At 54.5% G+C, this 12847-nt stretch carries 10 protein-coding genes; 6 read left to right on the forward strand and 4 right to left on the reverse strand.

Going from position 1 to position 12847, the window contains the following annotated elements; all coding sequences use genetic code 11:
- Nucleotides 1–31: 31 nt before the first annotated feature.
- The gene (locus tag ABKW30_RS05255) at nt 32–2581 is read left to right on the forward strand and encodes an autotransporter domain-containing protein (RefSeq protein WP_348597162.1); all 2550 of its coding nucleotides are present in this window, start codon (nt 32–34) and stop codon (nt 2579–2581) included.
- A gap of 3 nt (nt 2582–2584) precedes the next feature.
- On the opposite strand, the gene ABKW30_RS05260 is transcribed toward ABKW30_RS05255, so the two are convergent.
- From ABKW30_RS05260 to ABKW30_RS05275, 4 genes are all read right to left on the reverse strand, one after another.
- Nucleotides 2585–3148 (reverse strand): ActR/PrrA/RegA family redox response regulator transcription factor, encoded by a 564-nt coding sequence (locus ABKW30_RS05260; RefSeq protein ID WP_348597164.1) that lies wholly within the window; start codon nt 3146–3148, stop codon nt 2585–2587.
- A 139-nt stretch (nt 3149–3287) separates the two neighbouring features.
- Nucleotides 3288–4589: an ActS/PrrB/RegB family redox-sensitive histidine kinase gene (locus ABKW30_RS05265; protein WP_348597166.1), complete on the reverse strand. Its 1302-nt coding sequence runs from the start codon at nt 4587–4589 to the stop codon at nt 3288–3290.
- Nucleotides 4590–4815: 226 nt separating this feature from the next.
- On the reverse strand, nt 4816–7263 hold the full coding sequence (gene hrpB, locus ABKW30_RS05270) for an ATP-dependent helicase HrpB (RefSeq protein WP_348597168.1): 2448 nt from the start codon (nt 7261–7263) through the stop codon (nt 4816–4818).
- Between the two features lie 382 nt (nt 7264–7645).
- On the reverse strand, nt 7646–8023 hold the full coding sequence (locus tag ABKW30_RS05275; protein ID WP_348597170.1) for a hypothetical protein: 378 nt from the start codon (nt 8021–8023) through the stop codon (nt 7646–7648).
- Between the two features lie 172 nt (nt 8024–8195).
- Here ABKW30_RS05275 and ABKW30_RS05280 point away from each other — a divergent pair, with 172 nt between their 5' ends.
- From ABKW30_RS05280 to ABKW30_RS05300, 5 genes are all read left to right on the forward strand, one after another.
- Nucleotides 8196–9920 (forward strand): hypothetical protein, encoded by a 1725-nt coding sequence (locus ABKW30_RS05280; RefSeq protein ID WP_348597172.1) that lies wholly within the window; start codon nt 8196–8198, stop codon nt 9918–9920.
- A gap of 43 nt (nt 9921–9963) precedes the next feature.
- Nucleotides 9964–10419 (forward strand): hypothetical protein, encoded by a 456-nt coding sequence (locus ABKW30_RS05285; RefSeq protein ID WP_348597174.1) that lies wholly within the window; start codon nt 9964–9966, stop codon nt 10417–10419.
- A 180-nt stretch (nt 10420–10599) separates the two neighbouring features.
- Nucleotides 10600–11712 carry an S-(hydroxymethyl)glutathione dehydrogenase/class III alcohol dehydrogenase gene (locus tag ABKW30_RS05290; RefSeq protein WP_348597176.1) on the forward strand — a complete coding sequence of 371 codons (1113 nt, stop codon included), beginning with the start codon at nt 10600–10602 and terminating at the stop codon, nt 11710–11712.
- A complete protein-coding gene (locus ABKW30_RS05295; protein WP_348597178.1) occupies nt 11712–12185 on the forward strand; it encodes a GNAT family N-acetyltransferase in 474 nt (157 codons plus the stop codon). The genes ABKW30_RS05290 and ABKW30_RS05295 overlap by 1 nt, the downstream gene beginning before the upstream one ends.
- A gap of 5 nt (nt 12186–12190) precedes the next feature.
- Complete coding sequence (locus tag ABKW30_RS05300; RefSeq protein ID WP_348597180.1) at nt 12191–12841, forward strand: DUF1345 domain-containing protein; 651 nt, start codon at nt 12191–12193, stop codon at nt 12839–12841.
- The last annotated feature ends 6 nt before the right edge of the window (nt 12842–12847 follow it).

The following is a 12847-nucleotide window of genomic DNA, read 5'->3' on the forward strand; positions in this document are numbered from 1 at the left end:
TCTACAACTTTAAAAATGTTGAGAATTATTCATGCTATTTCATTTCAAGGCGGCGGTCAGTCCCGCACAGAACCATCGCGCGCATTATTCAAAAATAGGCAGCCTCTCAATACTTATTCTGACTGCAACCGGCGGGACTGCTCCTGCGGATGACCGGATATCAGTTGCCGGACCGGCGCAGCTCATGGGCCGGGTTACGGCAGATGTGGACGCAGGAGTCACGGATATATGGTCGAACAACATCTCCGATGAAGGTATCAAACGAACCAGGCTGGACCATATGAAGGAGGTGGCTGATTGGGACGCCATGCGCGAGGCATATGACTGGAAGGATGGGCGCGAGGGCACAGAGACAGCTGCCATGCGCAGTCTGTTTAGAAATAGCGTTGATGCAGAATTCAACACGGAAAAATTTGACCGTGCACGAGACCTATTCGCGACGCTGCTGACGATGAGCGACACCGCAGTCGATGTCGACGATATCGAGCCCGCTTTAATAAATGCAGTTGTCGACGACCCGCTGGCATTCAGAATTCTGCTCCTGTATTCGGAAGACTATCCCGCTTGGGCTTCAAGCCGCGATGGATTGTCAAGATTTGAAGCCTTTGAGAGAAACGCCGGGGAGCTGCCAAATGCGATCAAGGAGATAATTGTCGCCGAACGCATTGCCGAAGTATTGAATGGTATTCAAGCACAAGTTGAACGCTTCAACTCCCTCACCGTTCAATTGGCTGATCCAATGGCGTACCAAGGTGCTCTGACTAAAACGGGTTTAGGCACGCTGATATTGCAGGGCATCGGCACCTATACGGGCGAAACCCGCATCGATGCCGGGCTGCTGGTGCTGGACGGGCAAAAAGCCGGGCAGGACGGCACGGGCGAAATTCCTTCCATAGCATCACCTGTTTTGATCAACCGGCATGGCGCGTTTCAAGCTGACGGTGCCGTGCACGCTCTCGTCACCGTCAATGGCTTGCTGAACGGCACTGGCACTATCGGCAACCTGCTTGCCAAAAGCGGCGGGGTGGTCTCGCCAGGCAATTTGGTTGGTACGCTCAACGTGAATGGGAATGCCACGTTCGAACAGGGCAGCGTCATCGATATCGAGATCGCCAATGATTATGCCAGCGCTGACAGGCTGGCGGTGGCAGATAAGGCAACGCTGCTTGGCGGTGTGGTCAATATCCATCTTGCAGGCAATGTTGCGCTTTTGTCGGAGGATGACACCAAGAGCCTGTTCCTGAAGAGCTTCGATATTCTAACCACCGGTGCGGGCGTAACAGGTCAGTTCGAAGGCGTCTGGCCCCGTTACAACTACATCACTCCTAATCTTGATTATTCCGACAAGAACAAGGTGGTCCTTGGTTTTGATTTCACTCCGGAGGTGAAAACCGCAAAGATCGTAGAATTGGAAAAGCAGCAGGCCGGGCGCGAAGCAGAACTGCTGGCGGCACGGATTGAAGCATTTCTGTCGCCGGATTTCCTGGCAGTGGGCGTAAAGACTCATAACCAGAAAAGTGTTTGGCGAGGTATCCAATCATTAGGGGCGGCAAACGAAGATCTGCTTGCGGAGGTAACAGTTTCCACCAGCGACAGAACTCTCGATTTCGATGCGCTGTCAGGTGAGGTTCATGCCAGCCTGTCCGATGTTCTGGCGGCCGATAGCCACTTCATCGCCGATGCGGCAACATCGCGGGTGCGCAATGCCTTTGGCGGTGTAACCGGTAAGGCGCAGGCGAATACAACAATTGAAGTCAATCCTTCGATAGCCCTCTGGGGTGAAGCCTATGGCTCATGGGCACATGCAGACGGGAACGGCAATGCTTCCGGCTACAGCCGCAATACCGGCGGTCTTGTCACCGGCTTTGACGGCATTGTTGCCGATGATTGGCGCTTTGGCCTGCTTGCCGGATATGGCAGCACCTCGCTGCAGACAGGATATGGCAAGGCATCGGTCGACAGCTATCAGGTCGGTGTCTATGGCGGCACCAAGCTCGATGCACTCGGTCTTCGCCTTGGCGTCAATCTCGGTCAGCATGAGATCGATACGAAAAGAACAGCACGCTTCGGTAGTCTCAACAACGAGCATGAGGCTTCCTATGATGCACAGACGGTGCAGGTGTTCGGTGAACTCGGTTATGAGATCGTAACCCCCTATGCCACGCTCGAACCCTTTGCCGCAGCACGCCATGTGCACGTCAGGACAAACAGCTTCAGCGAGGATGGCGCTGTCAGCAACCTGAGCGGGGAAGGTTCAAGCACCGACCTGACGATCACGACGCTTGGCCTTCGTGCATCGCATCAGTTCACCTTGAGCGAAAGCACCACACTGACGGCACGCGGCATGCTTGGCTGGACCCATGGCTTTGGCGATGTGACACCTGAGGCAAGCCTTGCCCTGAACAGCAGCGCAGGCTTTACGGTTGAGGGTGCCGGCATTGCAAAAGATGCGGCCATCATCGAGGCCGGCTTTGATATCGGCATCGGCAGGGCCACAACCATCGGCCTCAGCTATACCGGGCAATTCTCCAGCCAGTCACACGACAACGCCATCAAGGCCGATCTCAACGTCAGGTTTTGAGACTCAGCGCGGCGCGCGCTTGGCAAGAATACGTTGCAGGGTACGACGATGCATATTGAGACGGCGGGCAGTTTCAGAAACATTGCGATCGCACATTTCGTAGACGCGCTGGATATGTTCCCAGCGTACGCGATCTGCCGACATCGGGTTTTCCGGCGGGGCCACCTTCTCGCCGGAACGACGCGTCAAGGCTGCGAATACTTCGTCCGCGTCAGCCGGTTTGGATAGATAATCAATGGCGCCAAGTTTGACCGCGTTCACCGCTGTGGCGATATTGCCGTAGCCGGTGAGGATTACCGTACGGGTATCTTCACGGCGGGCGCGAATGGCTTCGATAATATCCAGTCCGTTACCATCGCCAAGTCGCATATCCACCACCGCATATGCCGGGGCATGGCTTTTGACGCTGGCGAGACCTGCTTCCACAGAATCGGCAATCGCTACAGTGAAGCCGCGTGTTTCCATGGCGCGTGCCAGACGCTGCAAAAAGGGCTTGTCATCATCAACAAGAAGTAGTGTCGGATCGTTGCCAATGGCGGCAATATCGTCCTGATCCGTGTTGTCCATCAGGGTTTCCTGCTCATTTTGTAATAGTTATTGATGTTAATGGTTCGCAATGAACAAAAAGTCAAAGGCTAGAACAAGAATTGTTTAACAGGCTTTGGAAACACGCCGCATTCTGACAAGACTTAGCCAGTCGTCAGATCTAACCGCTGGTCGTCAATTCGCTTAGCGGCCATATCACGACGACCTCCGCACCCTGGCCCGGATCATTGCGATTGCGGAAAGTGATTGTCGCTCCTGAACGCTCAAGCAGCGTCTTGGCGATGAAAAGGCCAAGCCCCAGACCGCCGCCATGCTCATTCACTTCGCGGTCGCGCCCTGTGGTATAGGGCTCGCCAATACGGTCGAGAATTTCAGGCGCAAACCCCTTGCCGTCATCGCTGACAATGATCTCGACTGTCTTGTCATTCCAGCCCCAACTGACTTGAATCGTCTGTGTGGCAAAATCAACGGCATTTTCGACCAGATTTCCGAGGCCGTAAATAATGCCGGGATTGCGACGGATGAACGGCTCAATGCCTTCGCCGCGCAGTTTGATCACTTCAATGCCGATGCCGAAATTCCGGTTCGGTTCGATGACTTCCTCGATCAGCGAGGAAATCTTGAGGCGCGACATATGCTCTTCACTGGTTGAGGAAAGGCTTGTCAGGCGCTTTAGAATTTCGCGGCAACGCTCGGTCTGTGAGCGCAGGAGTTCGACATCATCAGCAAAACGGTCATCTTTTTTCAGGCTGCGCTCCATCTCCTTGGCAACAAGGGCGATGGTGGCCAGTGGCGTGCCAAGCTCATGGGCAGCCGCAGCGGCAAGGCCGTCCAGCGCCGACAGATGTTGCTCCCGTTGCAGGATAAGCTCGGTCGCAGTCAACGCATCGGCCAGCAGACGTGCTTCCTCCGCAACGCGATAAGCATAGACGGCCGTGAAGGCAAGAGCGGAAACGACGGAGCACCAGACACCCGCGATAAGCACGAAGGGCAGATGCATGCTCTCGCCGGGATGCCAGGGTAATGGCAGGTAGACATAGCCGAGCACAGTGGCGCAGATCGTAACCAGAAGCCCGAGGACGATGGTGGACCATGCGGGCAGGGAGGTTGCGGAAATGATGACTGGAACAATCATCAGAACGGCAAACGGGTTCTGCAAACCGCCGGTCATATAAAGCAGGCCCGCGACTTGCAGTATGTCGAAGGCAAGGACCGTGATCGCCGCACGCGGTTGAAGCCGGTGGTTGATCGGATAGCGGAATGACATCAGCAGGTTGAGCCATGCCGAACAGGCAATCAGCGCAAAACAGACGCTGATGGGGAAGGGGAATTTCAGGTAGAGCGCGACGAAAAGAACCGCAATGCTCTGGCCAGCTACAGCAAGCCAACGCAGGCGAATGAGTGTCGTCAACCGCAGCCGGCGCGACAGATATGATGAGCGTATACCGAAATCCTGAACCATGAGGCTGCTTTAGATGAAACGCGGCGGAAATGGAATTGCAGAGTTTGGAACACACGTTGCAATCAAGTAATGCGTGGTTCGACGGGGCTCACCATGAGGAAGGTTGAATGATCGCAGGGAGCCAAGTCCACCACAGTCGGTATCATCTATGCAACCAGATCACTTTCCTCATGGTGAGCCCCGTCGAACCACGCATTACTTTTGTGCAAACCTGATTAAGGAGCACTCACGTTCCCCGTGGCTTGGCCCGTGCGGTCGGGGCTGCATTAGCGGGATTTTCCGGCCAGACGTGCCGGGGATAGCGGCCGCGCATATCGCTGCGAACATCCGCCCAAGAGCCTTTCCAGAAACCGGGAAGATCGCGGGTTATCTGAATGGGACGATGCGCCGGAGAAAGTAGCTCGAGCAGGAGAGGGATCGTGCCATTGGCGATGGCCGGATGGGTCGCCAATCCGAAAAGCTCCTGTACCCGCACGGCAAGAACAGGCTCACCCTCATCATAGCGAATAGGGATATTCGATCCGGTGGGGACTTCGAAATGCGTTGGCGCAAGCGTCTCGATCTTGCGTTGCAGATCATAGGGGACAGCCGAGCGCAGCCCATCGATCAGCACATGCGCCGGTATCTGGTTAAGCTGTGCGCTGCCCTTGAGGAAAGGCTTCAGCCAATCGTCGAGGGACTCAAGCAGTGCACTCTCGTCCATCGAAGGCCATGGCGCGCCCAACCCCTTATGCAGCCATGCGAGGCGGCGGCGTAGCGTTGCAGCCTCTTTCGACCAAGGCAGGATATCCAGCCCATGCGCCCGCACGGCGGCGATAACGCCAATGTCAGCCTCCTCGCCTGTGGGGGCGGGCATGGTCTTTTCCGACAATGCGATTGCGCCGATCCGCGTGGCATCGCGTGCCTGAAGCGCGTTTCGCGAAGCATCGTAAGTGACCTGCCGCCCGCTGACGATACGATCAGCCATGGCCTCGCGGATTTCCGCCTCGCTCACCTCCGCAGCGGCGAGAATGCGGGCGCGTCCTGCACGCCCCGAAAGGTCGGCAACAACAAGCCATGGCGATTTTGCCAACGAGGTGGCAGGATCGACCTCGCCGCCGCGCCCATTGGCGAGCGTGAATTGGCCATTGCCGCGTGATTTGGCGATCCGGTCCGGATAAGCGCCGAGGAGTAAACGTCCGACGCTGTCAGGCTCGGCGGAGGCACGCCCATTTCCGGCCAGACGTTTTGCCAACCCGCGGGCACGCATGGCGCGATCTCCACGCTCACGCTGAAAGCGCGAAAGCCGCACATCAAGATCAGTATCATTGCCGCCAAGTCCGCGCTCGGTGAGAAGAACAGCGAGTTCCGCAGCGCGCATTGCTTGCCCGCGTTCGCGTGCAGTCAGCACCATATGGGCGAGGCGTGCAGGGAGCGCCAGTACCCGCATTTCATTGCCCATTGGCGTGACGCGATGATCCCCGTCCAGCGCCCCGAGAGTCTCCAACAAGGTCTTGGCCTCTTTGACGGCGGGCGCTGGTGGAGCATCCAGAAATGCAAGGCTGGAAGGGTCGGAAACGCCCCATGCGGCGCAATCCAGCACAAGGCCGGTCAGGTCGGCTTCGAGAATTTCCGGCGGAGCAAAGGCGTCGAGCGCGGCAGTCTGTTCCGCCCGCCAAAGCCGCACGGCAATGCCGGGTTCTGTCCGTCCTGCGCGTCCTGCACGCTGGTCGACAGCAGCGCGGGCAGCGCGAACAGTTTCCAGTCGCGTGAGCCCGGTCGCGGGCTCGAATTTGGGCAAGCGGGCAAGTCCGCTATCGATGACAACGCGCACTCCATCAATGGTAATTGATGTTTCAGCAATAGAAGTGGCGAGCACTACTTTACGCTTACCTTGGGGCGCAGGCTTGATTGCCGCGTCCTGATAGCGCCCTTCAAGAGCGCCATAGAGCGGCACGACAAGCGTGTCGGCAGGAATACGGCCATGCAGCGCTTCCGCCGTGCGTTCTATTTCACGCTGGCCGGGGAGAAAAGCAAGAATGCTCCCGGTCTCATCGGCAAGCGTATCACGGATGGCCTTGGCCATGGCGTCTTCGATACGCTCGTCGGGCTTGCGCTCGCGGTAGCGGATATCGATGGGGAAAGAGCGGCCTTTACTTTCCAATACAGGCGCATCGCCAAGCAGCTTTGCCACACGTGCGCCATCCAGCGTTGCCGACATGACGAGCAACTTGAGGTCGGGGCGCAAGGCGGCCTGAACATCCAGCGCCAGCGCAAGGCCGAAATCCGCATCGAGGCTGCGCTCGTGAAACTCATCGAAGAGAACAGCGGCAACATTCTTCAGGTCGGGATCATCCAGGATCATCCGGGCGAAAACGCCTTCGGTGACGACGAGAATGCGGGTCTTGGCGGAGACCTTGTTTTCAAGGCGCATACGATAGCCGACCGTTGCGCCTACCTCTTCGCCCAAGAGGCTCGCCATGCGGCTGGCGGCGGCGCGAGCTGCAAGCCTGCGAGGTTCCAGCAGAATTATAATGCCATCGCCGCGCCAAGGCGCATTGAGTAGATGCAGAGGGATCAGTGTGGTTTTGCCAGCACCCGGCGGAGCAACCAGCACGGCAGAATTGCCTGCCACCAGCGCATTGTCGAGCGCCGGGAAAATTTCGGTTACGGGAAGGGTGGGGAGGGTGTTCACAGCTCAATCCGCATGGTTTTTGGTCAGCGCGTTTTGACAGGGTTTGCCAGAAGAAGTCCAGTGTTTGCCGATAAAGCGCTGTTTACTGTTGGGTAACTCGAAAAACGACGGCGGCGTGGCATGTTTTCCCTGCTGCTCTGCCTTATACCTTAGACGGATGTCGTTTGATCGGTATTGTCCTATCTAATTGAAATCAAATAGAAAATTTATTCAAAAAATTCGCCGGGAAACAAATATATGTCATCTTAGACTTTCGAATAATTGACGCCATGTGACCTGTTGGAAATGCTCCCTCGAATTATAACGAGGGGTAATTTCAAAAAATGAATTACAGGATTTTCTCACTTTCAGCGCTGGTTTTCCTGGCAGCGTGTAATGACGGTCACGAAAGTACATCGGAAAGTACATTCGCTCCACCGCCGATTGACGTAGCGGGAACGCCCGCGACACCAGTCGTCGTTGCGCCTCCCGCCGAGGGAACATTGATACCACCCATCGTGGTTGTGGCGCCCCCCGTTGACGGGACCTTGGCGCCGCCTGAAGTAGCTACAGTCGTTCCGCCTGTTGAAGGCTTAGAACCAGCCATCACAAATCCTCCCGTTGCCGGAACGGTGACACCGCCAGTCGTGGCGATTGTCCCACCAGCCGAAGGCACGGGAACGACCACCACACCTACTATACCTGTAGTCGTGGCGCCCCCCGTTGAAGGAACCTTGACGCCACCTGCCGTGGTGGCAGTTACGCCGCCAGTTGAAGGCACTGAGCCACCTGTCACAGCTATGCCAGTAGTGGCTGTTCCAGTAGTGCCAAATTATAAATCGGTAGCAGCACCAGAAAAGTCTCTCACAGACTCCAATGCATATAGTTTCGGGCCAAACGACGCGTTGGACCGTGCGAGCGTTGATGAGATTCCCTCCGTAAAGCATCACAAAATGATGATTGATGGTAAAGAGGTCAATTACACAGCGACGGCCGGCCACCTTATTGCAAAACTACCCGAGGGCACGCCAAATGCAGACCAGGCTGCCGTGTTTTATATGGCTTACACGCGTGACGATCTGCCACGAAAAGACCGCCCTGTTACGTTTTTCTGGAACGGGGGCCCCGGTTCGTCGTCCATTTTCCTGCACATGGGGTCTTGGGCACCAAAGCGTGTCAAAACAGGCATGCCCATTATGCCAGCAGAAGCCAAGGTGAAGAAGCCGGATAATTTTCCTCTGATCGATAATGAAGAAGTGCTGCTCGATCACTCCGATCTCGTTTTTGTTGATCCGGTGGGTACGGGTCTGTCACAGGCGATCAAGCCCCATAAGAATATCGATTTTTGGGGAATGGATGAAGATGCCGCCCTTCTTCGGGATTTCATCACCCGTTATATCAATGTAAATCAGCGTCAAAGCTCGCCAAAATATCTTTATGGTGAATCTTATGGTGGCATTAGAACGCCGGTTGTTGCCAAATTAATGCTGAAAGCTGGAACGAGCAGTTATGCCCCAGATCCATCCGGAGAAAAAGCAATTGCTTATTCGGGAATGGTGCTCAATTCGCCAATCCTGGACTACAATTCAAACTGCGAAATGAATAGATTCCTCAGCTGTGCGGGCTTTATGCCAAGTTACGGTATGACGGCGGACTACTATAAAAAGGGAACACTGCGTGGTGGAGCATCGGTTGCAGAATTTGTTGAGACAATGCGTGCATTTACGAGAGACAAGTACCTTCCCGCACATCAGGCAAAATACACTCAGGCGTATTCTTTCGTAAAAGCAGCTTATATTGAAGCAAAACACCAGTACGCGCACTTTTTAAAATATAATCGGACTGAGCTAGATTGGCAGTTCCGAGCAGGCTGGTCCGCGACGGCCAATACTTTATCTTATGGAACGAAACTCGCTGATCTCATACTAAAAACGCCAAATCTTATAGGGGTAGGTGCTGTTGACGCCGAGCGTAAGGCCTTCGTTGATAAGTTCATGATAAATCCGTATCAAACGATGAAACTTGTTACAGAACATCTGGAAGCTGGCACTAAGGTGCCTTCCGGTGCTTGGGCAGCGTTTATAAGTACTCTCGAAGGGTCCCAGTTTCTCGCTGATATGACAAGTATAACCGGTATCAATTTAGACTGGGCGCGAGAGTTTGATATTAACGTATATGATTTTAAGGAAAAACTGCTGCCTGGGGAAAGCATGAATCCCTATGATGCTCGCCTGAGCATACCTAAAGGTGCTTATGATATAACTTTTTATGAGGATGAAAGCTTCCAGAAAAGTTTGAATACTGTTCTAACCGACGTTTTTGATTTTCAGAGCAATACACCATATAAACCGAATAATTTCGATGAAATAGGAAAAGTTTGGAAATATAGAGACTCATCTTCAGTTTACGCCAAAAGCAGCCTTCCCGATATCGTAGAGACGCTGGGATATGCACCGTCCGCTAAAATTTTGGTACTCCATGGTTATTACGATCTGGTGACGCCGTTTCATCAAACTGAGCTTGATTTGATCAACATGAAACTTGACAATCGAATCCCGGTTAAAAATTATGAGGGTGGCCACATGACGTATGAGTCAGAGGAAGCGCGCGCTCCAATGAAACAAGAGTTGGATAAATTTTACACGACGCCATTGTCATCTGCAATCATGACGCAGTGAACTCGCTCTAGTAAACGAACATTTCCAAGCGGGAAAAAGGTATATGAAATATTCAATATTTATTGTTCTGGCGGGAGCTATGACTGTAATGGCACCGGCAAAAGCAGAGACTGCGGCAACTACTGCCACAAGTAGCGCCAATGCACTCGATATTAAAGGTGGAGAACTTTTGGGTAGACCTCCGAGTGACCCTCCAGGAATGGTACGCCCGAAATTGACCCCTGAGAATGTGCAGGAGGCAGTCAACCAGGAGGTTGCAGCAACGTTCAAGGCGGCTGCGGGGCCTTCAAATAACTTGCTGACGGCCAAGCAAGCAAAGGCCGCCGGGTGGGGTTTTATTTCCGATAATTTCGAGCAGATCGACAAAGATCGTGACGGCTTTGTTCGGCTGGATGATGTGGCGTCGTTTATGGAGGCGCGGTCACCCATACAACAATCACCCTCAGAAAAATCGGATAAGGTATTTGTGCCGCACGGACCGATCCAGATTATTGAATAATGAAAATTATAACACGCCTTTGAAGAGTAGCCGTTAGCAGAGACGTTAACCTTGGCGTCATTTGATAATAATCGGCGGCATTTCGAATAGGAAATGTCGCCGATTTGATTGACGATCCCACCTGCGATCCTGATAGTGCCAATTAGCAAATCACTAAAAGACGCATTGGGAGACACATTTATGAAATCGCGCGCCGCCGTCGCATGGGAAGCCAACAAGCCATTGACCATCGAAACAATCGAGATCGGTGGACCCAAGCCCGGCGAAGTTCTCGTCGAGATCATGGCAACGGGTGTCTGCCACACGGACGCCTATACGCTTTCCGGACTCGATTCCGAGGGCAAGTTTCCGGCTATCCTCGGGCACGAGGGTGCCGGCATTGTCCGTGAAATCGGTGCCGGTGTAACATCGCTGAAGGTTGGCGATCATGTCATTCCGCTCTACACGCCGGAGTGCCGCCAGTGTAAAACCTGCCTGTCGCAACGTTCGAACCTGTGCACTTCCATCCGCGCTACACAGGGGCAAGGCGTCATGCCGGACGGGACGAGCCGTTTCTCCTGCGATGGCGGTGAAGTCTTCCATTACATGGGATGCTCGACCTTTTCGAATTTTACGGTCCTGCCGGAAATCGCCTTGGCGAAAGTGCGTGAGGACGCTCCCTTTGACAAAATCTGCTATATCGGCTGCGGCGTCACGACAGGCATCGGAGCGGTGATCTATACGGGTAAAGTCTGGCCCGGTGCCAATGTCGTGGTGTTCGGCCTCGGCGGCATCGGCCTCAATGTCATTCAGGGCGCGCGCATGGTCGGTGCGGACAAGATCATCGGCGTTGATATCAACCCCGGCAAAGTGGCAATGGCGAAGCAGTTTGGCATGACCCATTTCATCAATCCGACCGAAGTAGGCAATGACAAGGTGGTTTCCGCCATTCAGGATTTGACCGATGGTGGCGCTGATTTCTCCTTCGACGCAACCGGAAACACCAATGTCATGCGGCAGGCGCTTGAATGCTGCCATCGCGGCTGGGGTACAAGCATCGTTATCGGCGTCGCGGAAGCAGGCAAGGAAATTTCGACACGGCCGTTCCAGCTTGTCACCGGGCGTAACTGGCGCGGCACGGCATTTGGCGGCGCGCGCGGGCGTACCGACGTGCCGAAAATCGTAGACTGGTACATGGAAGGCAAGATCGATATCGACAGCCTGATCACGCACACCATGCCGCTGCCGGAGATCAACACTGCTTTCGACCTGATGCATGAGGGCAAGTCCATTCGTAGCGTCGTGACGTTCTGATGGAAGCAAGCGCCTATAAAGTCGTTCTTTCCGGCCTGGATGAGCTTTCGCCGCGAGACCTTTATGCCATGCTGAAATTGCGCGTGGATGTATTTGTCGTCGAGCAGAAATGTGCCTATCCTGAGCTTGACGGCAAGGATGTGGATGCATTGCATCTGCGGATACTGAGCGGCAAAGATCTGGTAGCGAGTGCGCGCATTCGTAAACCTGCCAATCGCGACCCGGCGGCAAGAATCGGGCGGGTTGTCGTGTCGCCCGGGCATCGCGGCAAGCGGCTTGGCGACAGGATCATGGTGGAGGCGATTTCGCAGTGCGAGCGGCTTTATCCGGAAAGTCCGATCAAGCTTTCGGCGCAAAGCCATTTGTCGAGATTCTATGCATCGTTCGGTTTCGTGGTGGTATCGGAGGAATATCTGGAAGACGATATTCCTCACGTCGATATGCAGCGGCCTGCGGCTGTAACCTCCGAGTAAAACCCATGCAAAAGCGGCATACACCTTTCTATCTTGCCGCTATCATCGGTCTTGTTGCCTTGGGATTAGCTTTGGCGTTCGCGCCGCGTATTGCCTATGTTGTCGCGGCCAATGCCTTTTTCATTGTCTATCTGGCTTTGATGGCATTCCGGATTCCTAAATTGACGGCGGAGTATCTGCGCCGCAATGCAGCCCGATCCGATGAACCGGTATGGATCATTTTCGCGGTGACATTCGGCGCTGTGGTTGTGGCTGTAGGCTCGTTGTTTGTGCTGATCAATTCTGGCCAAAACCCGCATCCGCTGGACCTTGCATTGGCATTGGCGGCGGTGCCTCTCGGCTGGCTGACCATCCATATGATGACGGCAATTCACTACGCGCATCTTTACTGGCAGCCGGACGAGAATGCGGAAGGCGCAAAGGACAAGACACGCAAGCATGTCGGTGGGCTGGATTTTCCCGGCGACAAAGAACCCGGCGGCATTGAGTTTCTGTATTTTTCCTATGTCATCGGCATGACCGCACAGACATCCGACACAGGAATCACCAGTACAGATATGCGCAAGATTAACCTGCTACATGCGATCGTATCGTTCTTTTTCAATACGGTGCTTGTTGCCGCTGCTGTCAACGTCGCCGTTTCGCTCGGCCAATAATCACGG

It is taken from the genome of Phyllobacterium sp. SB3, assembly GCF_040009165.1.
Taxonomy (GTDB): Bacteria; Pseudomonadota; Alphaproteobacteria; order Rhizobiales; family Rhizobiaceae; genus Phyllobacterium.